At 69.5% G+C, this 24,564-nt stretch carries 25 protein-coding genes; 10 read left to right on the plus strand and 15 right to left on the minus strand.

Features of this window, described 5'->3' with window-relative positions:
* Positions 1-10: 10 nt before the first annotated feature.
* Positions 11-856, plus strand: a complete 846-nt coding sequence (locus AB0L64_RS02415) for a helix-turn-helix transcriptional regulator (RefSeq protein WP_363706897.1) — start codon at positions 11-13, stop codon at positions 854-856.
* Here AB0L64_RS02415 and AB0L64_RS02420 read toward each other — a convergent pair.
* Positions 848-1,234: a VOC family protein gene (locus tag AB0L64_RS02420; RefSeq protein WP_363706899.1), complete on the minus strand. Its 387-nt coding sequence runs from the start codon at positions 1,232-1,234 to the stop codon at positions 848-850. The two genes, AB0L64_RS02415 and AB0L64_RS02420, sit on opposite strands and share 9 nt — an antisense overlap.
* Positions 1,231-1,926, minus strand: a complete 696-nt coding sequence (locus tag AB0L64_RS02425) for an EcsC family protein (protein ID WP_363706901.1) — start codon at positions 1,924-1,926, stop codon at positions 1,231-1,233. The genes AB0L64_RS02420 and AB0L64_RS02425 overlap by 4 nt, the downstream gene beginning before the upstream one ends.
* A gap of 146 nt (positions 1,927-2,072) precedes the next feature.
* On the opposite strand from AB0L64_RS02425, the gene aat reads away from it, so the two are divergent.
* Positions 2,073-2,738, plus strand: a complete 666-nt coding sequence (gene aat, locus AB0L64_RS02430; RefSeq protein ID WP_363706903.1) for a leucyl/phenylalanyl-tRNA--protein transferase — start codon at positions 2,073-2,075, stop codon at positions 2,736-2,738.
* On the opposite strand, the gene AB0L64_RS02435 is transcribed toward aat, so the two are convergent.
* Positions 2,731-3,417, minus strand: coding sequence for a TetR/AcrR family transcriptional regulator (locus AB0L64_RS02435; protein WP_363706905.1), 687 nt, complete (start codon positions 3,415-3,417; stop codon positions 2,731-2,733). The genes aat and AB0L64_RS02435 overlap by 8 nt on opposite strands.
* Positions 3,418-3,528: 111 nt before the next feature.
* Between AB0L64_RS02435 and AB0L64_RS02440 the strand changes: the two genes are divergently transcribed.
* The gene (locus AB0L64_RS02440; RefSeq protein ID WP_355693458.1) at positions 3,529-3,996 is read left to right on the plus strand and encodes a nitroreductase family deazaflavin-dependent oxidoreductase; all 468 of its coding nucleotides are present in this window, start codon (positions 3,529-3,531) and stop codon (positions 3,994-3,996) included.
* Positions 3,997-4,009: 13 nt separating this feature from the next.
* Here the strand turns inward: AB0L64_RS02440 and AB0L64_RS02445 are convergent, their stop codons facing one another.
* Both AB0L64_RS02445 and AB0L64_RS02450 read right to left on the minus strand, forming a co-directional pair.
* Complete coding sequence (locus AB0L64_RS02445; RefSeq protein ID WP_363706908.1) at positions 4,010-5,797, minus strand: ABC transporter ATP-binding protein; 1,788 nt, start codon at positions 5,795-5,797, stop codon at positions 4,010-4,012.
* Entirely contained in the window at positions 5,784-7,595 is a 1,812-nt protein-coding gene (locus AB0L64_RS02450) for an ABC transporter ATP-binding protein (RefSeq protein ID WP_363706910.1), read from the minus strand. The genes AB0L64_RS02445 and AB0L64_RS02450 overlap by 14 nt, the downstream gene beginning before the upstream one ends.
* 64 nt (positions 7,596-7,659) lie before the next feature.
* Here AB0L64_RS02450 and AB0L64_RS02455 point away from each other — a divergent pair, with 64 nt between their 5' ends.
* Positions 7,660-8,718, plus strand: a complete 1,059-nt coding sequence (locus AB0L64_RS02455; RefSeq protein ID WP_359934668.1) for an adenosine deaminase — start codon at positions 7,660-7,662, stop codon at positions 8,716-8,718.
* Here the strand turns inward: AB0L64_RS02455 and AB0L64_RS02460 are convergent.
* From AB0L64_RS02460 to AB0L64_RS02485, 6 genes are all read right to left on the minus strand, one after another.
* Positions 8,710-9,477, minus strand: coding sequence for an ABC transporter permease (locus AB0L64_RS02460; protein ID WP_359934666.1), 768 nt, complete (start codon positions 9,475-9,477; stop codon positions 8,710-8,712). The genes AB0L64_RS02455 and AB0L64_RS02460 overlap by 9 nt on opposite strands.
* Positions 9,474-10,454, minus strand: coding sequence for an ATP-binding cassette domain-containing protein (locus AB0L64_RS02465; protein ID WP_363706913.1), 981 nt, complete (start codon positions 10,452-10,454; stop codon positions 9,474-9,476). The genes AB0L64_RS02460 and AB0L64_RS02465 overlap by 4 nt, the downstream gene beginning before the upstream one ends.
* Positions 10,455-10,599: 145 nt before the next feature.
* Positions 10,600-11,295 (minus strand): PadR family transcriptional regulator, encoded by a 696-nt coding sequence (locus AB0L64_RS02470; protein ID WP_363706915.1) that lies wholly within the window; start codon positions 11,293-11,295, stop codon positions 10,600-10,602.
* Positions 11,296-11,353: 58 nt separating this feature from the next.
* On the minus strand, positions 11,354-12,424 hold the full coding sequence (locus AB0L64_RS02475; protein WP_363706917.1) for an acyltransferase: 1,071 nt from the start codon (positions 12,422-12,424) through the stop codon (positions 11,354-11,356).
* Positions 12,425-12,527: 103 nt separating this feature from the next.
* Positions 12,528-12,944: a GNAT family N-acetyltransferase gene (locus tag AB0L64_RS02480; RefSeq protein ID WP_363706919.1), complete on the minus strand. Its 417-nt coding sequence runs from the start codon at positions 12,942-12,944 to the stop codon at positions 12,528-12,530.
* On the minus strand, positions 12,944-13,897 hold the full coding sequence (locus AB0L64_RS02485) for a helix-turn-helix domain-containing protein (protein WP_363706921.1): 954 nt from the start codon (positions 13,895-13,897) through the stop codon (positions 12,944-12,946). Before AB0L64_RS02485 ends, AB0L64_RS02480 begins: the two co-directional genes overlap by 1 nt.
* 82 nt (positions 13,898-13,979) lie before the next feature.
* Between AB0L64_RS02485 and AB0L64_RS02490 the strand changes: the two genes are divergently transcribed.
* On the plus strand, positions 13,980-14,243 hold the full coding sequence (locus tag AB0L64_RS02490; protein WP_363706923.1) for a hypothetical protein: 264 nt from the start codon (positions 13,980-13,982) through the stop codon (positions 14,241-14,243).
* Here the strand turns inward: AB0L64_RS02490 and AB0L64_RS02495 are convergent.
* Both AB0L64_RS02495 and AB0L64_RS02500 read right to left on the minus strand, forming a co-directional pair.
* Complete coding sequence (locus tag AB0L64_RS02495; RefSeq protein WP_363706925.1) at positions 14,231-15,403, minus strand: DUF418 domain-containing protein; 1,173 nt, start codon at positions 15,401-15,403, stop codon at positions 14,231-14,233. The genes AB0L64_RS02490 and AB0L64_RS02495 overlap by 13 nt on opposite strands.
* An 86-nt stretch (positions 15,404-15,489) precedes the next feature.
* Entirely contained in the window at positions 15,490-15,630 is a 141-nt protein-coding gene (locus tag AB0L64_RS02500) for a hypothetical protein (protein WP_359934651.1), read from the minus strand.
* 102 nt (positions 15,631-15,732) lie between these two features.
* Here AB0L64_RS02500 and AB0L64_RS02505 point away from each other — a divergent pair, with 102 nt between their 5' ends.
* Positions 15,733-16,590: a DNA-formamidopyrimidine glycosylase family protein gene (locus AB0L64_RS02505; RefSeq protein ID WP_363706928.1), complete on the plus strand. Its 858-nt coding sequence runs from the start codon at positions 15,733-15,735 to the stop codon at positions 16,588-16,590.
* A gap of 10 nt (positions 16,591-16,600) precedes the next feature.
* Positions 16,601-17,032: a DUF2871 domain-containing protein gene (locus tag AB0L64_RS02510; protein WP_363706930.1), complete on the plus strand. Its 432-nt coding sequence runs from the start codon at positions 16,601-16,603 to the stop codon at positions 17,030-17,032.
* 55 nt (positions 17,033-17,087) lie between these two features.
* Here AB0L64_RS02510 and AB0L64_RS02515 read toward each other — a convergent pair whose 3' ends face one another.
* Complete coding sequence (locus tag AB0L64_RS02515; protein WP_363706932.1) at positions 17,088-17,927, minus strand: hypothetical protein; 840 nt, start codon at positions 17,925-17,927, stop codon at positions 17,088-17,090.
* A gap of 127 nt (positions 17,928-18,054) precedes the next feature.
* Here AB0L64_RS02515 and AB0L64_RS02520 point away from each other — a divergent pair, with 127 nt between their 5' ends.
* From AB0L64_RS02520 to AB0L64_RS02530, 3 genes are all read left to right on the plus strand, one after another.
* Positions 18,055-18,378, plus strand: a complete 324-nt coding sequence (locus tag AB0L64_RS02520; protein ID WP_355693428.1) for a rhodanese-like domain-containing protein — start codon at positions 18,055-18,057, stop codon at positions 18,376-18,378.
* A 143-nt stretch (positions 18,379-18,521) separates the two neighbouring features.
* Entirely contained in the window at positions 18,522-21,851 is a 3,330-nt protein-coding gene (locus AB0L64_RS02525) for a phosphodiester glycosidase family protein (protein ID WP_363706934.1), read from the plus strand.
* 9 nt (positions 21,852-21,860) lie between these two features.
* Positions 21,861-22,769 (plus strand): LD-carboxypeptidase, encoded by a 909-nt coding sequence (locus AB0L64_RS02530; protein ID WP_363706936.1) that lies wholly within the window; start codon positions 21,861-21,863, stop codon positions 22,767-22,769.
* Here AB0L64_RS02530 and AB0L64_RS02535 read toward each other — a convergent pair.
* Positions 22,741-24,519: a S9 family peptidase gene (locus AB0L64_RS02535; protein WP_363706938.1), complete on the minus strand. Its 1,779-nt coding sequence runs from the start codon at positions 24,517-24,519 to the stop codon at positions 22,741-22,743. The two genes, AB0L64_RS02530 and AB0L64_RS02535, sit on opposite strands and share 29 nt — an antisense overlap.
* Positions 24,520-24,564: the final 45 nt, after the last annotated feature.

Here is a 24,564-nt window from a genome sequence, read left to right on the forward strand (position 1 = left end):
GGATGGGTGGGTGAGTGGGCAGCGGCAGCGGGTTGAGCTTGGGGAGTTTTTGAAGGTTCGGCGGGGGCGGGTGGCGCCGGAGGATGTTGGGTTGCCGGGTGGGGGGAGGCGACGGACGCCGGGGTTGCGGCGGGAGGAGCTGGCGCAGCTGGCCGGGGTGGGTGTGACTTGGTACACGTGGCTCGAGCAGGGGCGGCCGATCAATGTGAGTGGGCAGGTGCTGGATGCGGTCGCGTGCACGCTGAGGCTCACACCGGTCGAGCGCGAGCACCTGTACCGGCTGGCGGAGGCGACGCCGTTGCGGTTGCCGCGGACGACGGACGGCGCGAGTGAGGCCGTGTTCGAGGAGATCGTGGACGCGCTCGACCCGCTGCCTGCGGTGATCACGAACACGCGCTTCGACATCGTCCGCGCGAACCGGGCGTACAACGACCTGTTCCACGACTGGCACCAGCTGCCCTGCATCCACAAGAACCTGCTCTGGTGCATCGTCACCGAGCCCGCAGCGCGGGCGCAGTTGCTCAACTACGACACCGAGGTCCCGTATCTGGTCGGCCGGCTGCGCTCGGCGTACGGCGAACACGTCGGCGACCCGGACTGGGAGACCGACCTCGACCGGCTGCGAGCGATCTGCCCGGAGTTCGCCCAGCTGTGGGGACGCCACGAGGTCGCGGACTGTACGCCGCGCCTGCGCCGGATCCTGAACCCGGTCGCGGGCGAGCTGCACTTCACGATCACGGAGCTGGCCGTGTCGGCGCACCCCGACCTGATCCTGTACGTCGAGACACCGGCGGACGAGGACACCCGCGCCAGGCTTCCGCTCACTCGGAGGGAACGCGTCGAGCAGTCAGCGTGATTCGGGTGGGCCGCTGGGCGTTCGCCAGGTTGTCAGGCAGAACGGGTGGCCGGCCGGATCCAGGAACACGCGGAAGGTGTCCGGTGACGGCTGGACCTCGGTCGGCGTGGCTCCGGCGGCGATGATGCGGTCCTGCTCTGCGTCCAGGTCCTCGGCGGAGAAATCCAGGTGCGCCTGCTGCGGGATTCGCGGGTCGGGCCAGGTCGGCGCGCGGTAGTTCAGGTCCCGCTGGAAACCGAGGCTGAACGCGTCGAACCGCAGCTCGACGAACGAGTCGGTGACGACGGCCAGCTCACCGCCCGCCACCAACTGGTAGAACGAAGCGAGCGCGAGTGGATCCGGACAGTCGAGCGTCGGCCCCCAGAACGGCGCCGTCACTGCTCGATCGGGCGGCGGATGCGCCGGACCAGGCTCTTGTCCGCGAACTGGCCGACACGGTACGTCGACCAGCCGTCGACGCCGGCGCCCACGGCACCGCCGAGGAACGGCACGCGCCGGGTGACGGTCAACGCCATCCGCTTGCCGCTGATCCGGCCGATCAGCTCCGCGACGACCTCGCCGGAGATCTGCCGATCCAGCTCCGGGTCGAACACGGGCGCCGTCGCGATGGCGAGCGGGGACGAGACCAGGCTCGACTTGCGGAGCCGGTCCGTCACGCCTTCCTCACCGAGCAGGCAGGTGATCACCGCCGTCCGGACCCGCGGGTCGTCGAGGTCGTACCCGCGCAGGTGGGCGATCGCCGCGACCATCCGGCACTGGACGACCGCGAGGCCGGTCAGGTTCGCGGGCAGGGCGACGGGCAACGTGACGAGACCGCCGATGCTGGTGGCGAACCCCTGCACGCCGGCCAGCCGGATGTGCTGGTCGATCACGGCCTCGATCGCGTCCGTGACGTCGCCGCCGCAACGCTCCAGCTTGGTGTCCGCGATCCGCTCCGCGCCGGGGAACCGCTGGTACCCGTCGATCGCGACCTCGAGGATCTGGCGCAACACGCCGCCCGCTGCCGTCGGGGCGAACCGCTGGGCGGCGGGCGCGAGACTACTGGCGACGAACCTGGCTACTCCGGCCACGGTGCTCCTTCCCGCCCGGCCCCACGCGTCAGAACCCGGACGTGCTTCAACTGTACGTGGCTCCCGGCCCCTCGCCACTCGGGACAAACCCTTGGTGTCCCCTAGTGGCCGATGGCCTGGGGATCCGCATGGTCCAGGATGGTGCTGTGGCGATCGAACCTGCTCCGTCCCAGTGGGAGTTTCCGCCGGTCGGGGTGGCCGGCGGGAGTGACGTCGTGGCCGGGGGTGCCGACCTGGCGCCGGGCACGGTGCTGGCGGCGTACCGGCGGGGGCTGTTCCCGATGCCGGACCACCGGAGCTCGCTGCTGTGGTGGTCGCCGGTCGACCGGGGCGTGATCGAGGTCGCCGGTCACCAGCCGTCGCGGTCGATGCGCCGGGCGCGCGCCAAGTTCGAGATCCGGGTCGACACCGCGTTCGACCGGGTGATCCGCGCGTGTGCGGATCCGCGCCGCCCCGGTTCGTGGATCGACCGCGACATCATCGCGTCGTACACCGAGCTGCACCGGCTCGGCTGGGTGCACTCGGTCGAGGCCTGGGACGGCGACGAGTTGGCCGGCGGGCTGTACGGCGTCGCGATCGGCGGGCTGTTCGCGGGCGAGTCGATGTTCCACCACAAGACCGACGGCTCGAAGGCCGCCGTCGCGGGCACGATCGAGCTGCTGAACGACGAGTACGCCGCCGACCGGGTCTTCGACATCCAGTGGGTCACCGACCATCTGGCGACCCTCGGCGCGGTCTCGATCCCGCGGGAGACCTACGTACGCCGAGTGTCGGCAGCGCTCGACGTACCGCTGCCGAAGGCGTTCACCTGAGCCCGACGAAGGCCGCCATCTGCCGCGAGGCCGACGCGTAGAACTCGTCCGCCGGGTCCATCGAGCCGACCAGCTGGCCGAAGAGTTCGAAGCTGAGCATGCCGAAGAGCTGGGTCCACACGATGATGGTCCGGAGCAACACCGGGCGGGGGACGTCAGGCGCGAGCTCGACGAGCACCTCCACCTGTCGGTCCAGCAGCCCGGACGGTTCGGGTGCGTCGGGCGGTGTGATCAGGCGGCCCGTCGCGTGGGCGCGCTGCAACAACGCCAGCAGCAACAGGGGAACCCGCACCGCCGGTTGGACCGTGGTCTGAGGCGCCTTGTAGCCGCTGATCGGTGAACCGTAGATCAGCGCGTACTCGTGCGGATGCGCCCGTGCCCAGTCCCGGACGGCCGCGTAGATCGCCATCCATTCCTCGACCAGGTCGGCTCCGCCGGCCGCGCTCTCGGCCGCCTCGCCGAGAGCGTTGTACGCGTCGATGATGAGCGCGGTCAGCAGCTCGTCGCGGCTCGCGAAGTACCGGTAGAGCGCCGACGACACCATCCCGAGCTCCCGCGAGACCGCCCGCAGCGACAGGGCCTCGGCGCCGACGGTCGCCAGCTGCTGCCGGGCGGCCGTCTTGATCTCCTCGGTCAGCTCGGCCCGGGCACGTTCACGGGCGGTACGTCCGGCGTTCATGAGGTCAGTCTGCCACAAAACCGAGAGCAGTGCTCTTGACAGTGAGCGGCGATCTGATGTTCACTGATCACAACAGAGAGCACCGCTCTCGAAACCCGTGAAGGAACCGCCATGACCGAGTACAAGCAGACCTACGACAGCAAGCGCGTGATCACCGCCTCCGAGGGCAGCATGCGGGTCTTCAACCGGATCGTCGCGCGGCTGACGAAGCTCGGTCTCAGCCTGATGGGCAGCCGGGTGCTGTCGGTCCAGGGCCGCAAGTCCGGCGAATGGCGCAGCACCCCGGTGAACCTGCTGGTGATCGACGGCCAGCGCTACCTGGTCGCCCCGCGCGGCCACACCCAGTGGGTGAAGAACCTGCGGGTCAGCGGCACCGGCCGGCTGCAGTTGGGGAGCAAGGTGGAGACGTTCCACGCCGAGGAGGTCGCCGACGCCGACAAGATCCCCGCCCTGCGGCTGTACCTGAAGAAGTGGGCATGGGAGGTCGGCACGTTCTTCAGCGGCGACGTCTCGAAGAACTCCCCCGACGAGGTCCTGCACCACATCGCGCCCGGCGTCCCTGTCTTCAAGATCAACTAGTCTTCAAGATCAACTAGTGATAGGCGGCCGCCTGGATCCGGTACAGGTCGGCGTAGTGACCGTCGAGGGCCATCAGTTCGTCGTGGGTGCCGGTCTCGACGACGTGGGCGCCGTCCAGGACGACGATCAGGTCGGCCATCCGCACCGTCGAGAACCGGTGTGAGACCAGGATCGTGATCCGGCCGTCCGTGCCGTCGCGGGCCGCCTCGGCGTACCGCTCGAAGAGCGCATGCTCGGTCTCGGCGTCCAGCGCGGCGGTCGGCTCGTCGAGCACGAGCAGCAGCGGCCGGTCGCGCATGAACCCGCGGGCCAGCGCCAGCTTCTGCCACTGCCCGAAGCTGATCTCCGCTCCGTCCGGCCAGGTCGACCCGAGCTGGGTGTCCAACCCCGACTCGAGCCGCTGCAGCACGTCCTCCGCGCCGGCCCGCCCGACCGCGGTGGTGACCGCCGGTACGTCGTCCAGGCGCGGGAGGTCTCCGAGCCCGACGCTGTGCACCGCGCGGAACTCGAACCGGAAGAAGTCCTGGAACGCCCCCGCGATCTTCGCCCGCCAGGCCTCGGCCGGGATCCGGGCCAGCGGCCGGCCGTCCAGGAGCACCTGGCCGCTGCTCGGCTCGTACAGCTTGCAGATCAGCTTCACCAGCGTGGACTTGCCGGCGCCGTTCTCGCCGACGACCGCGATCACCTTGCCGGCGGGGAGTTCGAGGTCGACATCTTCCAGGGCTGCACGCGACGCGCCGGCGTACGAGAAGGACACGTGATCGAGCCGGATGCCGTCGATGAGTCGCTCGGGGACGGGCTGATCCGCCGTGCTGTCGAACGAGGCCGCGTAGTTCTCCAGCCAGACGAGCCGCCGCGACCCGTCCAGCCAGATGCCGCGCAGGAACCCGATCTCGCCGACGGTCGCGCCGACGTACGCCGACAGCCGCGCACCGGCCGCGAGGATCAGCAACACGTCACCGACCGAGCCGTTCAGACCCGACGCGACGAACAGCACCGCGCCGACGTACGCCGCACCGAAGATCGCCCACGCGATCCCGTGCCAGACGGCGCTGGTCCAGCGCGCGGCGGCCATCGGCCGGTACCACTGCTCCCACTCGCGGCGACGTCCCGCGACGAGATCGGCCCCGATCCCGGTGACGCGGACCTCCTTGCCGGGGGCGGCCGTGGTCGCGGTCTTGAACAGGTGCTGGGCGAGCCGATAGTGCGCGGAGTACCGCTCTTCGACCTCGCGCTCGACACCCGGACGCCAACTGGAGCTGACAACCGTCGGCAGGGCGAACACCAGCAGCAGCGCGAGGGAGGGATGGATCGACATCAGCAGGGCGACCGTCACCGCGAGTCGCAGGATCCAGCCGCAGGTGGAGAACAGCGACATGTACATGTGGTCGAGCACGAAGACCTGCTTGCGCAGGACGGCCAGCCGGTCCAGGTAGTCACGCCGCTCGTGGTGCTCGACCGTCGCGACCGACGCCTGCAGCCGAGCGACGTGCGCCTCCAGCATGATCGTCACGCGGTCGCGGAACCGGCGCGAAATCCGCGTCGACAACGTCCGCAGGAACCAGGTCGCCGTCACCGACACCGCCAGGCCGCTCGCGGCCAGCAGCGTGGCGCGCCGATCCCCGGCCAGAACGCCGTCCGCGAGGATCTTCAGCCACAACGCCAGCAGGGCATCCGGTACGGCGGCCAGCAATGTCATCACGAAGGCGGCGACCAGCAGCCCCGGCTCGTGCTGGTAGCCCAGCTTGCAGAGCCGCCACATCGCCGGCAACGCGCGAGGCAGGTCGTCAGAGCTTGTCATAGCTGAGCCCTTCCTCGTCGACCTCGGCCGTGAAGCGTTGCGCCTGCAGGTCGAACATCGTCCGGTACCGCCCGCCGAGAGCCATCAGTTCGTCGTGACTGCCGAGCTCGACGACGCGGCCGTGCTCCAGTACGCAGATCCGGTCGGCGTGCCGCACCGTCGAGAACCGGTGCGAGACGAGGATCGTGGTGACGTCGCGGGTCGCGGTCAGGATCCGGTCGAAGATCGCCGCCTCGCCGCGAACGTCCAGCTGGGCGGTCGGTTCGTCGAGCAGTACGAGACCCGCGCCCTGCCGGACCGCGCACAGGGCCCGAGCAAGCGCGACGCGTTGCCACTGTCCGCCGGACAGATCGGTGCCGTCGCCGTACCCGGTCGCCAGCCGGGTGTCGAGGTCGGCCAGGTCGGCGGCGCCGGCGTCCGCGAGAGCCGCGCGGATGTCGTCGTCGGGAGCGCCGGCCGGTGCGACGTTGTCACGCAACGACAGCTCCAGTTTGAGGAAGTCCTGGAAGACCGCGGCGACGCGGGTCCGCCACGCGTCGACGTCGAGGTCCCGCAGATCCGTGCCGTCGACCCGGATCGTCCCGGAATCCGGGTCGTACAACCGGCACAGGAGCTTGGCGAGCGTGGTCTTGCCGGCGCCGTTCTGACCGACGACGGCGAGCGACGAACCGGCCGGGACGGTCAGGTCGAGCCCGTCGAACACCTGCCGATCGCCCTGTGGATAACCGAAGCTGAGCCCGCGCAGCTCGATCCCGACCGCGCCGCGACCGCCCGCCTCCGAGCCAGGCGCCACAGATCCAGGGGCCAGCGCGCCCGCCGGAGCCATCGCGGGCTCCAGCCGATGGACGGCGGCGACCGGCGCGGCCGCTCCGTCCAGCGCCCAGTTCAGCCCGCCGAACGCGATCATGCCGACCCCGATCGCGACCTGGGCGAAGACCACCAGACGGTCGACCGGCAGCCGTCCGTCGATCGCCGCCGCGCCGAGTGCCCAGAACACGAGACCATTGGCCACCGCGATGATCAGCAGGCTCCAGATCATCGGGCGCTCGCGTAGGCGCGTCGCGGCGTACTGCAGCTCGAACAGGCGGCGGCGTCGCTCGGTGAAGCGCCGTACGGTCCAGTCGGCGAGACCGAACAGCCGCAGCTCCTTCGCCGCGTCGGGCTCGACCGCCAGCTCGTACGCGTAGTTGGCGTGCCGCTGCGCCGACCGCACCTCGGCGGTGTTGCGGTCCTTCCAGACACCGCTCTCCCGGAGCAGCCAATGCGTCGCCGACCACGCGACCACCAGCACCAGCGGCGCCCACCAGCTGAATCCGAACAGCACCACCGCGGACGCGACCCCGCCGACGAGCTCGACCAGGCTGCCGGCGACGAAGTCGACGTTGAGGTACATCGGCGGACCGGTCTGGCCGTGGTCGAACTCGCGCGCGACGGTCAGGTCCTCGCTCAGCTCCGGATCCTCCAGATGCCCGATCCCCGGCGGCCCGACACAGGCCTTGGCGAGCTCGTCGTTCAAGTACGCCGAGACGCGACTGCCAAGGTTGGCGCTGACGGCCTGATGGACCGGTGTCAGCACCTGCATCAGGATGAACGTCGCACCCATCAGCACCAGCGGCCCGCCCAACGCCGCGCTGTGCTGCACCGCACCCACCATCCGGCCCATCGCGATCGCAAAGACCGCCGGCAGCGCGCCGCGGGCGATCAGCAGCACCCACCAGGCGATGGCCAGCCCGCGATCGGCCCGCGGCAGCACCCCGAAGAACTGCCACTCAGGACGGCTCAGCAACCGACTCACCATCTCCTCACGATGACACCCCGCACGACAGAAGTCTTGAACGTTTGCCGGGTGGCACTATGGCCGCATGATCACGCCTGAGGAGTTGAACGCGGCGCCGAAGGTTCTGTTGCACGACCATCTGGACGGCGGGCTGCGGCCGGGGACCGTGCTGGACCTGGCGCGCGAGATCGGGCATCAGCTGCCGCGGACGGACGCGGCCGAGCTGGGTGCGTGGTTCGTGGAGTCGGCGGACTCGGGGTCGCTGGAGCGGTATCTGGAGACGTTCGACCACACGGTCGCGGTGATGCAGACCGCCGAGGCGATCACGAGGGTCGCCAGTGAGTGCGTGCAGGACCTCGCGGCGGACGGCGTGGTGTACGCCGAGGTGCGCTACGCGCCCGAGCAGCACCTGACCCGCGGCCTGACCCTCGAACAGGTCGTGGACGCGGTGCGCGAAGGGTTCGAGCACGGGATGTCGGTGGCCGAGCGGCCGATCGTCGCGCGGCAGCTGCTGACCGCGATGCGGCACAAGGCGCGCTCGCGGGAGATCGCCGAGCTGTCGGTCGCGTACCGTGACGCGGGCGTGGTCGGCTTCGACATCGCCGGCGCCGAGGCGGGCTTCCCGCCCACCCGGCACCTGGACGCGTTCGAGTACCTGCAGCGCGAGAACGCGCACTTCACCATCCACGCCGGCGAGGCGTTCGGGCTGCCGTCGATCTGGCAGGCGATCCAGTGGTGCGGCGCGGACCGGCTCGGGCACGGCGTCCGGATCATCGACGACATCACCCACGACGGCGACAAGGCGGAGCTCGGGCGGCTCGCGGCGTACGTCCGGGACCGGCGGATCCCGCTGGAGATGTGCCCGAGCTCGAACCTGCAGACCGGCGCGGCCGAGTCGATCGCCGACCACCCGATCGGTCTGCTCGCCAAGCTCCGCTTCCGGGTCACGGTGAACACCGACAACCGGCTGATGAGCGGTACGTCGATGAGCCGCGAGCTCGCCCTGCTCGCGGAGGCCTTCGGGTACGGCCTGCACGACCTGCGCTGGTTCGCGATCAACGCGATGAAGTCCGCCTTCATCCCGTTCGACGAGCGACTCGCGTTGATCGACGACGTCATCAAACCCTGGTACGCCTCACACTGACCGCTGGTACGTACGGAAGGCCCGGGTCGAGAGCCAGCCGACGATCAGCGTGAAGGCCAGCAGGTACAGGCTGTACCGGCCCACCGAGGACCAGTCCGGGTCGGCGGCCAGCGACTGGCGGGCGGCGATGGTGGCCCAGTTGACGGGGTTGAAGCGGGCCGCGACGTTCACCCAGTGCGGCGCCACCGTCGGGTCGATCATGATCGACGACAGGAACGTCAGCGGCAGCGACACGAACTGGAAGATCCCGATCAGCGCCTCCTGCTGACGGGTGAGCAGCGCCACCGCGTTCGACAGCGACCCGAACGCCAGGCCGACGAGAACCGACGCGGCGATCGTGACCAGGTAGCCGACGGCCCCGCCGTCGTACCGGGCGCCCGCGGCGATGCCGATCGCGAACACCAGGATCGTCTGGATGAACGTGGTCGTCGCGTTGCTGAGCAGCTGCCCGGCCATCAGTCCGCCGCGGCTGACCGGTGACGCGAGCAACCGATCCATCACGCCGCGCTCCATGTCCTGGATGAACGACGTACCGCTCCAGCCGCTCGTCATCAGCGCCGTCATCATCACGATCCCCGGTGTCAGGAACGCGATGTACGACGAGTCGCCGAAGCCCGGGATGTGGACGACGCCCTGGAACAGCTGCCCGAACAGCAGCAACCAGATCGCCGGCTGCACCAGCGTGAACGCGATCAACGCCGGCTGCCGGTACGAGGCCCGCATGAACCGTCCGAAGACAAGACCCGTGTGCGCGATCATGCCGCCTCCTCCGTCACCCGGAACGAACGGCCGGTGAGCTGCAGGTACACGTCGTCCAGCGACGGCCGCGACACCGTGACCGCGACCACCGGAATCGCCTTGTCCTCAAGGGCTCCCAGCACTTCCGGTACGGCGGTGGCGCCGCGGTCGACGCGAGCGCGCAGAGTGTTGCCCTCGACAAGGACCTCGTCGATCCCGGGCAACTGCGCGAGCAGTGAACGAACCGTCCCGTCGGTGTCCGGATCGACCAGCTCGACCTGCACCGAGTCGCCACGCAGCCCGGCCTTCAGCTCCTCGGGGGTGCCTTCGGCAACGATCCGGCCGTGGTCGACGATCGCCAGCTGTCCCGCCAGCCGATCGGCTTCCTCCAGGTAGTGCGTGGTCAGCAGCACGGTCAGGCCTTCCTGCCCGGACAGCCGCAGCACTTCGTTCCACAGATCGGCGCGCGCCTCCGGGTCGAGACCGGTGGTCGGCTCGTCCAGGAACAGCACCTTCGGCCGGTGGACCAGGCCGAGCGCGACGTCCAGCTTGCGCTGCATACCGCCCGAGTACGTCCGTACCGGGCGGTCGCCGTGTTCGGACAGCCCGAACCGCTCCAGCAGATCACGGGCGCGCTGCACGGCGTCCTGGCGGGACAGACCGAAGATGCGGCCGCTCAGCACCAGGTTCTCGAGCCCGGTCGCCATCGGATCGGAGCTGGACTTCTGCGGGACGTACCCGATCGCGTGCCGTACCTGGTCCGGCTCGCGGTTCACGTCGTACCCGGCGACCCGGGCGCTGCCGGAGTCCGCCCGGGACAGCGTGGTGAGGATCTTGACGGTGGTGGACTTCCCGGCGCCGTTGGGCCCGAGCAGGCCGAGGACAACGCCTTCCGGAACGCTGACGGTGAGACCGTCGAGCGCACGGAGCGGGGGCCTCTTCCGGCCGGCCGGGTACGTCTTGACCAGGTCGGCCGCTTCGAGGGCATGCGTAGCCATCACGTGACTCCCTTGTGGGTGGGGAGCCGGTCCGGGCTGGCTATCCTGATGGTTGTGCCCTTGGGTGCCAGGTCTTCGGACCGACTCGAGGAACCGCGGCCCTTGACCCTGGTGTTGCCGCACCGTGGGTCGAGGGCCGTCTCTCTTATCTTGCTTCCGGCGGCACCGCCCTCATCCAGGCGAAGTCCGACCCGAAGTACTTGACGGGATCCTTCAGTTGCTCGGCCGGGCTGATGCCGTCCTCCAGATAGTGCTTCCACGCCTGCCGCCAGAAGTGCGAGCCGCTCAGCTCGTCCGTGCGAATCTCGTCGACGAGTTGGTGGATGTACGACGACTCCGCGCGCAGCAGCGCCAGCCGGAACTCGGACTCGACCCAGAAGATCCGCGGGAAGTCCATCGAGGCCATGTGCTCGTGCGTCGCGATCGTCTGCTCGATGTCGGTGTCGATCGCCTTGAGTCGCTGCTCGAGCAGCTCCACGGCGCGCTCCGGCTGCAGACCGGGGAGGTACGACAGCCCGGCCTCCAGCGGGTGGAACTCCCGCGTCGGCGTCCCGAGCAGCTCGGACAGCCAGTCGGTGAACTCGGCCTGGCCGGCGTCGGTGATCTGGTAGATCGTCCGCTCCGGCCGGTTGCCTTCCCGGACCGTCTCCCGCGCCTCGATGAAGCCGTGCTTCTCGAGCGACGCGACGATCGAGTACAGCGACCCGTAGTTCACCTTGATGCTCTGGTCCTTGCCGCGGGCGCGGAGCATCGTCGAGATCTCGTACGGATGCATGGGCCGCTCGCTGAGGCTGCCGAGCACCGCGAACGCGAGCGGGTTCGCCACTCTCCGTCGCGCCATACCAGCCTCCTCGATCTCGATTACTCGAAATCGAGTATTAGCTCACGAGTATCCGATGTCAAGTAGTCAGCCAGGCGAACGCCCGCGCTCCCAGGCTGCGGATCCGGACCGCCGACAGCGCCCGGTACGCCGGCTCCTCGACGTACCTCGTCAGCAGCCAGGCAAGCCCGATCACGCCGATCATCGCGCCGGCGACCTGCAGCAGCCGGTCCGCGCCGAGCTCCATCAGGCGGTAGGCGATCAGGTATCCGACTACCTGGTTGAGCAGGTAGAGCCCGAAGGAGATCCGGGCCAGGAACCGGATCGGCCGCCGGAGCCGGGTGAACACCGTCCAGTCCGGACCGCGGGCGGCCAATGCGACGAGCACCAGCAGCGCCCCGATACCGAGGGACGACGGCAGGTCCGCGGTGTGGGCGTGCTGTGCGAAGACGGTCGCCACGAGCAGTGCGGCGAGGTGGACGACGCCGATCCGTCGCTGCGCCCACAGCCAGATCGCGATGCCGATGGCGAACAGTTGCAGGCGATGCAGGCCGAGGCCGTTCCACGCCTGCTGCACCCAGAGCGGGCTGTGGCCGATGCGGTCGTTCCACTGCAGAACGACCGGCGCGATGATCATGATCCAGAGCAGTGTGGTGATCCGCTGCCCGAGGCCGCGCGGCCAGAGCAGTGCCGCGGCGGCGAACGCCATCAGTTGCAGTGGCAGCGTCCAGTACGAACCGTCGATGAGCTTGACGCCCGGGTCGAACGAGGCGGCCAGTGTGAGGTTGCTCCACAGGTCGCGCGGCGTCGGCAGGATCCAGTTCCGGGGCGCGAGCAGCACCACGACCAGATAGGTGAACACGACGGCGATCAGGTACGGCGGGAGCACGCGGCACGCGCGCCGCCACAGCCACCGGTACGTCGAGCCCTTCCGGATCGTCACGCAGACGAAGTACGCGCTGATCACCAGCAGGATGCTGGCGCCGACCTGGAACGGGTACGGCCCGAGGGGCCGGCCGAGCTCAGGGTGCAGGAACGGACCCATGTACGTCGTGTGGGTGAACATCACCGCCAGCACCGCCAGGACGCGCATCACGTCCCAGCTCAGCCGGCGTGCGGTCCTGCCCGGGGGGCGGTCCGGCGTCGTCACAACCACTCCATCTGTCCATCGCTGTTACCCCCCTGTGACCTTACGCAGAGCAGGGGGTGGCGATGCAAATCGGCCCGGTGATGCCTTCCTCACACCGGGCGGGTCAGAGCGGCTTGACCCAGCGCGACCATTCCGGCTGCAGTGCGTAGCCGGCGGTCGCCCAGACACGGTGCGCCTGGGCGTTGTCGTCGAGCACCATCGCGTCCGCGCGGGTGCCGCCGTACGACGTGAAACGGGCCTCGGCCCGGGCGACCAGTTCACGGCCGATGCCCTGGCGGCGATGGGTCGGCGCGACGGCCAGGCGGTACAGGTGGCAGCGCCAGCCGTCCCAGCCGACGATGATCGAGCCGACGACCGTCTCGCCGTCGGTCGCGAGGATCAGTGCCTCCGGGTCGCGCTCGATCAACCGGCGGACGGCGTCGGCGGAGTCCGGCGGGCGGTGTGAATCCTCGGCCGCGGTCGCCCAGAACGCCAGGACCGCGTCGACGTCGGCCGGCGTGGCGTTGCGATAGCCGACCATCAGCCGGCGGTTCGGAAGGTGCGGCGGTAATCCTGTGGTGGCACGCCCACTACCCTACGAAAGTGATGCCGCAGCAGGGCGGACGTCCCGAATCCTGATTCCGCGGCGATCTGCTCGATGCCCATCCGGGTCTGTTCGAGCAGCGTCCGGGCGCGCAGCACGCGCTGGGTGGTGACCCACTTGAGTGGCGTCGTACCGGTCTCGGCGACGAAGCGGCGCGCGAACGTGCGCTCGGACATTTGCGCGCGCCGGGCCAGTGCGGGCACGGTGTGGTCGACGGTCAGGTTGTCGACCATCCAGTCCAGGACCGGCTGCAGGCTCTCCCCGGACGACTCCGGCACCGGGACGTCGACGTACTGCCGCTGGCCGCCGTCGCGCTGCGGTGGGACCACCATCCGGCGGGCGATCCGGGTGGCGACCGCGCTGCCGAGCTCGCGGCGTACCAGGTGCAGGGCGGCGTCGATGCCGGCCGCGGTGCCGGCGCTGGTGATGATGTTGCCGTCGTCGACGAACAGCACGTCCGGGTCGAGCTTCGCCGACGGGAACTGGTCGTGGAACTTGTCGATGTAGCGCCAGTGCGTGGTGCAGGCCCGATCCTCGAGCAGTCCCGCCGCGCCGAGCACGAACGCGCCCGAGCAGACCGTCAGCAGGATCGCGCCGCGCGCGTCGGCCCGCCGCAGCGCGTCCAGGATCCGCTCGTCGTACGCGTGCCGCCAGGTGGTGGCCGGGATGCCGATCAGGTCGGCGTCCTCGAGCTCCTCCAGCCCGTACGGCGCGACGACCTGGGAGTGGGAGCTGGTCTCCATCGGTACGCCCGGCGTGGTCGAGCACACCTTGAAGTCGAACGGCGGCACTCCGTCGTCGGTGCGATCGATGCCGAAGACCTCGGCGAGCACCCCGAACTCGAACAGGGCGACGTCCTCCATCAGGACGACGGCGATCTTCTGCAGCATCCAGCCAGTATGGCAGTAATTTGTCGGACTATGTCAATAGTGCCACTAGTGGCAGGATCTAAATGGTAGAATCATTACTGCCATGACCGGATACATCGTTCTCGTAGTACTCGCGCTGGCCGTGATCGCGGCTCTGGAGTTCAGCAACAGGCGCCACTCGACCGGTCCGGCCGCCGGACCGCAGGGCACCTGGGTCGCTGACGACCGTGACCTGGCCCGGACCAAGCTCGACCTGCTCGCGCTCGGCGCGACGGTCAAGCCCTTCAACCACAAGCCTGCTTCGACCAGCGGGACCGTGCACACCATCCGCACCGCCCGCCTGCACCACGGCCGTCACGCGGCCTGAACGCGCCACCTGGGGGCGGTCCCGTTGGTGACCGCCCGCAGCGCCCCCTCGACGGGGCCATAGCGGAAGCTGCTGAGCCAGACATGGCTCAGCAGCACCTGCAGGACGAAGATGCCGACCGCGAAGCCGACTGTCTCCAGAGGAGACACCTGACCTGCCAGACCGAAGCCGACGCCGGTGAAGATCAGCATGGTGGCCACGGACTGGCCCAGGTAGTTCGACAGCGCCATCCGGCCGGCCGGCGCGAGGAGTTGACGGACGTCCTCCCCGCGGTCGGAGTGCATGAACCTGAGCAGGGTCGCGACATACGCGGCTGTCAGGAACGGTGCTGTGAGCACGCTGATCAGTACGGCGGCGGTGTCGCCGTTGCCGCCGACGGAGGCGTAGTACACACCGCCCGAGATGCCGATGGTGAAGCCGACCAGCTGCATCAGCCGGAGCACGGCCTCGTTGCCGGAGAGGTTCTGCAGCATCCGGCGCCGACCGACCACCATGCCGATCAGGAACGCGGCCAGTGTGGTCGGGCCTTGAACGGTCAGCAGCGACAGGCCGTACGTCGGCAGCGCGCGCAGGTGCTCGCCGACGACGTCACTGAACGAGCCCGTCAGGTTCGCAGTGGTCTCCTGTGCGGCCGCTACGGCTGTGGTGGGGTCGATGAACTGGGTGCTGTCCACGAAGAGCGCGGCGATTGCCAGGCTGAGGAACAGATACGCGTAGATGCCTGCCGCGACCAGGAGCGCCGTACGGTCCTTCACCCGCCGCATGCCGACCAGGACCAGGCCGATGATCGCGTAGACGCTCAGGATGTCGCCGGTGATCAGGAAGACGCCGTGCAGGACGCCGAGTACGAACAGACCGCCTAGCCGGCGCAGCATCCGCGGCTTGAATGCGGCCCCCGCTCGCTGCGCCGCCTCCATCTGCAACTGGAAGCTGTACCCGAACAGGAACGAGAACAGCAGGTAGAACTTCATGTCCACGAACGCCGACGACAGCCAGTGGACGGAGTGGTCGAGCCACGAGTCGTACGCCGGGTCCTTCGCCAGATGGATCGGGAACCCGGAGGCGGCGAAGGTGATGTTCACGACCAAGATGCCCAGGAGGGCGAAACCACGCAGCGCGTCGATGTCCTGAATGCGCGTCCGATCGAGTACCTGGCTCATGCACCCAGCACATCAGGGGGAACCCTGGCTACGCAGTCACGCTGAATCCTCCTCGTGGGTGGAGCTAGCTCTACCCACGAGCCACCTCACTGAGCCCGGCGCTGCTGAACCTTCTGAACCGCCTGCTTGATCTTCTGCTGATTCTCGGGCTTGCTGAGCTCCCGCTGGGCCACCTGCATCAGCTTGGCCACCACAGCGCCCTTGAGCATTGTCTTCACGAACCCCATCAGGGCCTCCCAACTCGGTTGCCACCGAAACTACCGGTACCCACAACCTGTCTCCATGGGTAATCCACCGGAACTGTCCCTGGCGTCAGGCACACTAGGAGAATGCCTGAGTTGCCGGAGGTCGAGTCACTGGCCGTGTTCCTGCGGGAGCGGGCGGTCGGGCATGCCTTCGTGCGGGCAGACATCACGGCGATCAGCGCGCTGAAGACCTACGACCCGCCGATCTCGGCGATGGTGGGGCTGCTGATCGACGACGTGCAGCGGCACGGGAAGTTCCTGGACATCTCCGCGCAGGGCGTGCACCTGGTGATCCACCTGGCACGGGCCGGGTGGCTGCGCTGGAAAGAGGAGCAGAACACCGGGCTCGTGCGCCCCGGCAAGGGGCCGATCGCGCTCCGGACGGTCCTGGACGACGGCTCCGGGTTCGACCTGACCGAGGCCGGGACCCAGAAGAAGCTCGCGGTGTATGTCGTGCGCGACGTCGCCGAGGTCCCGGGCATCGCCCGGCTCGGCCCCGACCCGTTCACGCTCTCGCTGGATGACTTCGGCGAGATCCTCAAGCGCGCGGGCAGGGTGCAGCTGAAGGGCGTCCTGCGGAACCAGTCCGTCATCGCCGGCATCGGCAACGCCTACTCCGACGAGATCCTGCACGTCGCGAAGATGAGCCCGTTCAAACCCGCGTCGAACCTGTCCGACGACGAGCTCAAGGTGCTGTACGACGCGATGCGCGAAACCCTCCAGGACGCCGTCGACCGCTCCGCGGGCCTCGCCGTGCAGGACCTGAAGTCGGAGAAGAAGTCCGGCCTGCGCGTGCACGGCCGCAAAGGCGAGAAGTGCCCGGTCTGCGGCGACATCGTCCGCGAGGTCAGCTTCGCCGACTCCTCCCTGCAGTACTGCGCGACCTGCCAGACCGGTGGCAAACCGCTGGCCGACCGAAGGCTGTCGAAGCTGCTCAAGTAGGTTCCCGGCCATGCGGAAGATCTACGTGGCAGCGCACGTCTACATGATTCTGGGGCTGATCAGCGGGCTGTACTACCGCGAGCTCACCAAGCTGAACGACTTCACCGGCGACACCCAGCTCAGCGTCGTCCACACGCACATCCTGGCGTTGGGGATGCTGTTCTTCCTGGTCGTGCTCGCACTGGAGAAGCTGTTCACCCTGACCGCGGGCAAGCTGTTCGCCGCGTTCTTCTGGGTCTACAACGCCGGCCTCGCGCTCACCGTCGGGCTGATGATCGTCCGCGGCACGATGACTGTGCTCGGCCACCAGGCCGGCGCCGCCCTCGACGGCATCTCCGGACTGGGCCACATCACCATCACCCTCGGCCTGATCTTCTTCTTCGTGAACCTCGGCAAGTGCCTGCCCGCCAAGCAGCAGGCGGACGAGGTCGAGGTCAGCTAGCACCGCCCGCCCGGCGTACTCAGGTCCAGCATCCGAGGATCGGGCGCGGCGCGGGTCAACCTAGGGCGACGAGGTACGGCGACGACGCCGAGCGGCGGCCCGCGTCCAGGCGAACCAGGAGTTCGTGTGCACCCGCGGGCCCCGCGACCCGCGTCACCCAGCCGACCGACCGTCCCGGATCGAGCCCGTCGAACGTCCACGCCTGCTCGGTCGCCGACCAGCCCGCCGGCAGTGGCAGCTCGACCTCACCGCACGCCGGCGTCCGGCCGAAGTTCGTCACCACGACGGTGAGCTCGTCACGGCCCGGGTGGATCGAGGCCAGCACCGTGCCGACCGGCGCCACGAGCACCCGCCGTACGCCGGCCGGCACCGGCAGCGCGACGACGCGGCGCTCCGGCATCGGGAACGGGCCGATCGTGGTCCTGGTCAGCTGGTGACCGGTCACGCCGTACCGTCGGCCGGCGAGCCGGATCTGATGCCGACTGTCCGGTTCGGCCAGGCCGATGAACCGGACGGCGACATCGGTGGCGCGGCGGGCGACGAGATGGGCCGGCGAACCGGTCGGGGTCAGGTCCCAGACGCCGTCCGCGTTCGCGGTGACGGTGTCCGGCGGGACGATCCGCAGCTTGCCCTGCAACGCGACGCGGACGACCGGCGGCTCACCGGCCTCCGGCAGGCGGACGACCAGGTCGTCGCCGTCGCGCCGCCAGGTCAGCGCCTTGCCGCTGTGGTCCTCGACGACGTGCCGCGGGGTGGTGGCCAGGCCCGGGAGGCGCACCTCGTGGTCGGGCGGGCGGCAGGCGATCCGGAGCAGCAGAAGCTCACGACTCCGCAGGATCGCCTCTCCCCAGGGTTGCGGCTCGAACTCCCCCGGGATGCCCTGAATCAGTGCCACCGCAGCCTCCCTTCGAGCCACGGTCCGAAATCCGCTGCCCGGTGTCAACGTTTTATCCGGACTGCGGGCAACCGCCTTCCGGATCCGGCCACCGGCCGGGCACCGCCGGTCTGACATGCTGGGGCGCATGTTCCGGAACCAGGAGATTCCTTCGGTCGTAGTGGCTGAGCTCGACGACGACCTGCTCGCGGAGGCGTTCGTACTCGACGTACGGGAGCCGGACGAGTGGGACCGCGGCCACATCGAGGGCGCCACGCACATCCCGCTCGGCGAGCTGCAGCAGCGCGTCGGCGAGGTGCCGCTGGACCAGAAGGTGCTCTGCGTGTGCGCGGTCGGCGGCCGGTCCGGCATGGCCACCCAGTTCCTGAACCAGCTCGGCCGCGAGGCGATCAACCTCGACGGCGGTATGCACGCCTGGCAGGTCTCCGGTCGCCCGGTGGCCACCAGTTGACACATTGAGAAGAAAACCTTCCACACGGTGACTGCAGGCGTTACTTTGTCACCGGTCGGTTGACCGGCGTACACCTGCGGCTCACGAGGCGGTCGGGTGCGCGGCGTCGGATGACCGCGTCCGTCCACCGTGGGGAGGCTCCTGTGTCGCTCATCCGTCCCTTGACCACAGCGATCGGCGTGGGTGGCCTGCTCGCCGGGGTGCTCGTCAGCCCGGCGCTCGGCAAGACCGCCGCCGCGGGCATCCCGGACGCCGCGATCGCCGAGAACGGCGTCCTGACGTCACGTGTCGACAGCCCGGTCGCGCCCGGCGTGAACTACACGTCGTTCGAACGGCTCGACCCGAAGGGCTGGCAGCGCGGCGACATCCTCGACACCGACCTGGACCGGCACGGCGTGACCGTCGACCTGGTCAACACCGGCAAGGTGTCGGGCGGGCAGCCGCTCAGTCAGCAGCTGGCGAGCAAAGGCGCGATCGCGGGTGTCAACGGCGACTTCTTCGACATCAACGACACGACAGCGCCGCTGGGCGTCGGCGTCGAGTCCGGCAAGCTGCTGAACGCTCCCGCCGCCGGCCACAACGACACCGCGGTGATCGGCAAGGACGGCCTCGGCAAGATCGCCCAGCTGTTCCTGCAGGGCACAGCGACCGACGGCGCCACCACGCTCGAGCTGACCAACCTCAATTCGCCGACCGTCACCACCGGCGGTATCGGCCTCTACACCCCGGAGTGGGGCGACGCGGCCCGGACCAGGACCGTGGACGGCCTGTCCACCGTCCGCGAGGTGATCCTTCGCGACGGTGTGGTCGTCTCCACCGCCACCACTCCGGCCACCACTGGGTTGGCAGCCGGCGAGCAGGCGCTGATCGGTCGCGAGGCCGGCGCCGACGCACTCACCTCCTTCGCGGTCGGAGACAAGGTCACCGTCGCGTACGGCCTGCGCCCGGAGGCCGGTGAGGTCGCGGCCGCTGTCAGCGGCAACTACCAGCTCGCGAAGGACGGCCAGGTCCCGGACACCGTGCCGGACGCCGACCTCGCACCGCGGACCGCGATCGGGTTCGACGCCGACGGCAGCCGGATGATCCTGCTCACTGTCGACGGCCGGGCCACCGGTTCGCGAGGCCTGTCGCTGAAGGAGATGGGTCAGCTGATGATCAGCCTCGGCGCCGACGACGCGCTCAACCTGGACGGCGGCGGCTCCTCGACGATGCTGGCCCGGACGCCGGGTGCCGCCGCGCCGGAGGTCGTCAACGACCCGTCCGACGGCGGCGAGCGGCTCGTCCCGAACGGGCTCGGCCTGGTTCCGGTCAAGGGCTCCGGCCGCCTCAAGGGCTTTCGCGTCGAGGCCGTCGGTACGGCGGCGGCAGGCCCCGACACCGACATCTCCCGCAGCTCCCGCGTGCTCACCGGGCTGAGCCGTGTCCTGAGCGCCACCGGCCACGACGAGACCTACGCGCCCGCGACCGGTACGCCGTTCTGGTACGCCGGGAGCAATGTCCGCGTGGACCAGCACGGCGTGGTCACCGGCCGCCGCGCCGGTGACGTGATCGTCACCGCCGCCCGCGGCGCGGCCAACGGAAGGTTCCCGATGACAGTGCTCGGTACGCCGACCCGCCTGGCGCCCTCGACCCGGCAGGTCTCGCTCGCCGACTCCGCCGCCAAGGGCTTCTTCGAGGTCGACGGGTACGACGCCGACGGGTTCTCCACGTGGGTCGAGCCGCGCGACGTCAAGCTCAGCTACGACCCGGCGCTCGTGAAGATTGTTGCGAAGGGCAATGGCTTCGAGGTCAACGCGCTCGGCGACGAGGCCGTCTCGGCCGTGGTGACCGCGACCGTCGGCTCGCTCAGCACTCAGCTCAGCATCACGGCCGGTCTGACCGCCACAGTTGTCGACGAACTCGACGACGTCACCAAGTGGGCGGCCAACGCCGTACCGGCCGGCAAGGCGACCGCATCGCTGTCGGCGGCGGAAGGACACGACGGCGGGCAGGCGGTCGCGCTCGACTACTCGCTGACGGGCAGCACCGCCACCCGCGCGGCGTACCTTTCGCAGAACCCGCAGCAGACGTTGCCGGGCCAGCCGCAGAAGCTCGGCGCCTGGGTGTACGGCGACGGCAAGGGCGCGTGGTTGCGGGCCAACGCCTACGACGCGGCCGGCGGTACGGCGCAGACGCTCAACCTGGCCGCCACGGTCGACTGGACCGGCTGGAGGTACGTCGAGGCCGACATCCCGCCCGGGCTGACGATGCCGCTGCGGTTCTGGCGGATCTACGTCGTCGAGACGTCGCCGACGCGGCAGTACTCGGGCCGGATCGTCGTCGACGACCTGACCCTCCGCAGCGCGCCGCCGGTCACGATGGACCCGCCCGCGAAGGTGATCGACCCGATGGTCGTCACCGACGGGACCGTGACGACGGCCGGCCGCTGGCGGTTCGCGGTGATGTCGGACGCGCAGTTCACCTCCGACGACCCGAACTCGGACTACGTGAAGCAGGCCCGCCGGACGATCCGCGAGGCACTCGCGCAGCAGCCCGACTTCCTGGTGATCAACGGCGACTTCGTCGACCGTGCGTTCGGTCCGGACATCGCGCTGGCCAAGCAGATCATCGACGAGGAAGTGGCCGGCAAGGTGCCGCTGCACTACGTGCCCGGCAACCACGAGACCTACGGCCCGGGCGACCTGTCCGAGTGGAAGAAGGTCTTCGGCAACGCGAGCAGCACGTTCGACCACAAGGGCACCCGGTTCGTGCTGCGGGACTCGTCGCTCGGATCGCTGCGGGCCGGCGGGTTCGACCAGATCCTCGACCTGCGCAAGCAGCTCGACTCCGCCGCTTCCGACCGGTCGATCAAGAACGTGGTGGTGATGGCGCACCACCCGATCGACGACCCGTCGCCGACGCAGAACTCGCAGCTCGGTGACCGCAAGGAAGCGGCAATGATCGTGAAGTGGCTGGCCGACTTCCGGGCCTCGACCGGCAAGGGTGCGGCGTACATGGCGGCGCACGCGGGCACGTTCGCCGCGACCCGGACGGACGGCGTCCTGCTCCCGCTGACCGGCAACTCCGGCAAGAGCCCGGCCGCGGCACCGGACGCGGGTGGCTTCACCGGCTGGGCGCTGGTCGGCATCGCAGCCAACCCGTCGGCCCAGCCGTGGTTCCAGGTCGAGCTGCGAGCCCATGTCGACTCGCTCGAGCTGACTGCTCCTGAGAGCCTCAAGCGCGGTCAGTCGGCGCCGGCTTCCGCCACGGTCGTTCAGGAAGGTCGTCGAGTGCCGGTGTCCTTCCCTGTGTCGGCAGACTGGTGGGGCTCGTCGACACTGCACGTCGGTCCTGCCAAGACCGCTCCGTTCTGGGCAGTCGCTTCGTACGACCCGTCGACCGGCCAACTCACTGCGCTGCGCCCCGGCACGGCCCAGCTGGGTGTCACGGTCAACGGGGTCTCCAAGAGCGCGACCCTGCAGGTCGGTTGGTAGCGTCGCGGCGTGACTGACGTGGTGGTGCCGCAGCGACTGCGGAGCGGGGACCGGGTTGCTGTGGTGGCTCCGTCGGGCCGAGTGGACGCGGCCCGGCTCGATGCCGGCTTGGTCCACCTCAGGTCCTGGGGGCTCGAGGTGGACGTGATGCCGTCGGTACTGGCCGGGCACGAGCGGTTTGCGTACCTGGCAGCCGACGACAAGGCCCGGGCGCTCGACCTGCGCAACGCCTGGCTGGACCCGCGGTACGCCGCGGTGTTCTGTGCGCGTGGTGGGTACGGCGTGCAGCGGATGATCGAGTACGTCGACCTCGACGAGCTGGCCGCCGTACCGAAGTGGTTCGTCGGGTTCAGCGACATCACCGCGCTGCACGAGCCGCTGAACGCACGCGGTCTCGTGACTCTCCACGGTCCGATGGCTGCTGCTGTCGAGCAACTGGACACGGCTGTGGGACTCGAGCGGCTGCGGGCGTTGCTGTTCGAGCCGGAGACCGTCACCGACCTGCTCGCCCCGGTCGGAGCGCGCACCGTGGTCGCGGGTGTTGCCGAGGGACCGCTGCGCGGCGGCAACTTGGCGATGCTGGCGTCCAGTGTCGGTACGCCGACGTACGCGCCACCGGCTGGTGTCGTAGTACTGGAGGATGTCGACGAAGCCGGCTACCGGGTCGACCGGCTGCTCACGCAACTGCTGCGCGCCGGGTGGTTCGACGAGGTGACCGGTGTGGTCGTCGGCGACTTCACCGGCACGCAGGATCGCGTCGAGGTCATTGCCGAGCGGCTCGAACCGCTCGGCGTACCGATGGTGGCGGGCGCGGCGATCGGGCACGAGGCGCTGAATCTCGCCGTACCGCTGGGTCTTCCGGTGCGGCTGGACGCGACCGCCGGTGTTCTCACCCCAGGTGGTCCCGCAGGAAGCTGAAGGCCTGCGGGTACGCGTCCAGGCGGTTCATGAGCTTGGCCAGGCCGTGTCCCTCGTCCGGGTAGACCAGCAGCTGGCACGGGACGCCGCGCTTCGTCAGAGCGTCGGTGATCTGCTCTGCCTCCGACAACGGGACGCGGGGGTCGTTGGCGCCGTGGATCACGAACAGCGGCGCCCGGATGTCGTCGACGCGGCTGAGCGGACTCGCCTCCTGCAGGAACTCGCGGTCCGTCGCCAAGTAGCCGTACTCGCGCTCCCGCATCGACCGCCGGTAGTCCGACGTGTTCTCCAGGAACGTCACCAGCGAAGCGATCCCGACGATGTCCACGCCGGCCGCCCACAGGTCCGGCTGGAACGCGACACCGGCCAGCACCATGTAGCCGCCGTACGAACCGCCCCAGAGCGCCGCACGCTTCGGGTCGGCGTCGATCGTCGGCAGCCAGGCATTGATCGCGGCCAGGTCCTTCACCGAGTCCAGCCGCAACTGACGGTCGTCCAGCGAGTACCAGCGCTTGCCGTAACCCGCCGAGCCGCGCACGTTCGGTACGACGACGGTGTGTCCTTCACCGGCCAGCGCCGAGATGATCGGGCTCCAGATCCGCATCGCGGCACCTTCCGGGCCGCCGTGCACGTGGACCACCGTGGACCCGAGGTTCTCGCCGGTCGGCCGGAACACGAACACCGGCACCTGCTCGCCGTCGAAGGACGGCACCCGCAGGCTCTCCGGATGCGGCAGCTCGACCGGGACCTCCACCGGACGGAGCGGGGTCAGCTCACCGCCCGGGACGAACCGGTACACGGTCGGCGGAGTCACCGGGGAGTTGTAGGTGATCGCCGCGAACGAGCCGTCCGGCGACCAGATCGGGTCCGGCGTGGCCATCGTCAGGGCCGCGCAGCCGCCCGCCGGCAGGTCGAGCGCCGCGAGCGCCGCGCCGTCGTCCAGCCGGTGCAGCTTGAGCCCGACCTCGCCATCCTCCAGTACGCCGACCAGCAGGTGCTCACCGTTCGGTGAGGGCCAGCCGGCGAGGTCACGGGTGTCGTCCACCAGCAGATCGCTCCATGCCGCGTCGCTCACGTCGTACCGGCGGATCGCCATCCGGTCGCGGTCGGCGTTGCTCGACACCAGGAACGCCGAGGAGTCCGGCAGCCATGCGACCGGGCCCTGGTCGTTGTGCGCGTCCTCCGCGGTGAGCTCGACGACTGATCGGCTCGAGGTGTCGACCAGGAGCAGTTGCATCGAGTTCGCCGGGCTGCTCGCCTTCGACAGCACGACCCACTTGTCGTCCGGTGACGGGTCGACGCCCATCACCCAGCCGCCGCCGTCGTACAGGACGGTCTCGCGGCCGCTGGTGAGGTCGCGCGCGACCAGGTCGAAGTCCACGCCGTTGCGACGGTTCGTGGTGTAGAGCACGCGGTCGGGCCGGGCCGCGACCAGGTGGTGGATGTACTCGCTGTCGTGCACCAGCGGGGTCAGTGCGGGCAGACCGGGTTCGTCGAGGTCGAGCAGGGACAGCTGACCGCGCTCGTCGCCGCCCGTGTCGTGTTCGACGACGACGCGGCTGCTGCCGGGCACGAACCGGGCGCCGCGGCACGTGTCGTCAAGATCGGTCAGCGCACGCCAGGTGCCGTCGGGAGCGACCTCGTTGACCTGGCGGGTGCCGGTGCCGTCGTACAGCACCAGCATCCGGCCCTCGTCGTCGATGTCGAGAGCCATGGACGTGGGCAGCGAGAAGAGCGTCGTCAGCAACACGCCTTCATCCTCACACGGCAAGGGGTGTCCGACAGGTCCACTGCC

Origin of the sequence: Kribbella sp. NPDC051936 (assembly GCF_040680955.1) — a bacterium.
Classification (GTDB): Bacteria; Actinomycetota; Actinomycetes; order Propionibacteriales; family Kribbellaceae; genus Kribbella.

Coding starts and splice junctions, on each gene's coding strand:
- AB0L64_RS02450 (WP_363706910.1), bottom strand. CDS start 7,595: ATGGTGAGTCGGTTGCTGAGCCGTCCTGAGTGGCAGTTCTTCGGGGTG.
- AB0L64_RS02440 (WP_355693458.1), top strand. CDS start 3,529: ATGACCGAGTACAAGCAGACCTACGACAGCAAGCGCGTGATCACCGCC.
- AB0L64_RS02500 (WP_359934651.1), bottom strand. CDS start 15,630: ATGGGGTTCGTGAAGACAATGCTCAAGGGCGCTGTGGTGGCCAAGCTG.
- AB0L64_RS02490 (WP_363706923.1), top strand. CDS start 13,980: ATGACCGGATACATCGTTCTCGTAGTACTCGCGCTGGCCGTGATCGCG.
- AB0L64_RS02435 (WP_363706905.1), bottom strand. CDS start 3,417: ATGAACGCCGGACGTACCGCCCGTGAACGTGCCCGGGCCGAGCTGACC.
- AB0L64_RS02485 (WP_363706921.1), bottom strand. CDS start 13,897: ATGCTGCAGAAGATCGCCGTCGTCCTGATGGAGGACGTCGCCCTGTTC.
- AB0L64_RS02445 (WP_363706908.1), bottom strand. CDS start 5,797: ATGACAAGCTCTGACGACCTGCCTCGCGCGTTGCCGGCGATGTGGCGG.
- AB0L64_RS02460 (WP_359934666.1), bottom strand. CDS start 9,477: ATGATCGCGCACACGGGTCTTGTCTTCGGACGGTTCATGCGGGCCTCG.
- AB0L64_RS02480 (WP_363706919.1), bottom strand. CDS start 12,944: ATGGTCGGCTATCGCAACGCCACGCCGGCCGACGTCGACGCGGTCCTG.
- AB0L64_RS02470 (WP_363706915.1), bottom strand. CDS start 11,295: ATGGCGCGACGGAGAGTGGCGAACCCGCTCGCGTTCGCGGTGCTCGGC.
- AB0L64_RS02520 (WP_355693428.1), top strand. CDS start 18,055: ATGTTCCGGAACCAGGAGATTCCTTCGGTCGTAGTGGCTGAGCTCGAC.
- AB0L64_RS02510 (WP_363706930.1), top strand. CDS start 16,601: ATGCGGAAGATCTACGTGGCAGCGCACGTCTACATGATTCTGGGGCTG.
- AB0L64_RS02455 (WP_359934668.1), top strand. CDS start 7,660: ATGATCACGCCTGAGGAGTTGAACGCGGCGCCGAAGGTTCTGTTGCAC.
- AB0L64_RS02495 (WP_363706925.1), bottom strand. CDS start 15,403: ATGAGCCAGGTACTCGATCGGACGCGCATTCAGGACATCGACGCGCTG.
- AB0L64_RS02505 (WP_363706928.1), top strand. CDS start 15,733: ATGCCTGAGTTGCCGGAGGTCGAGTCACTGGCCGTGTTCCTGCGGGAG.
- AB0L64_RS02465 (WP_363706913.1), bottom strand. CDS start 10,454: ATGGCTACGCATGCCCTCGAAGCGGCCGACCTGGTCAAGACGTACCCG.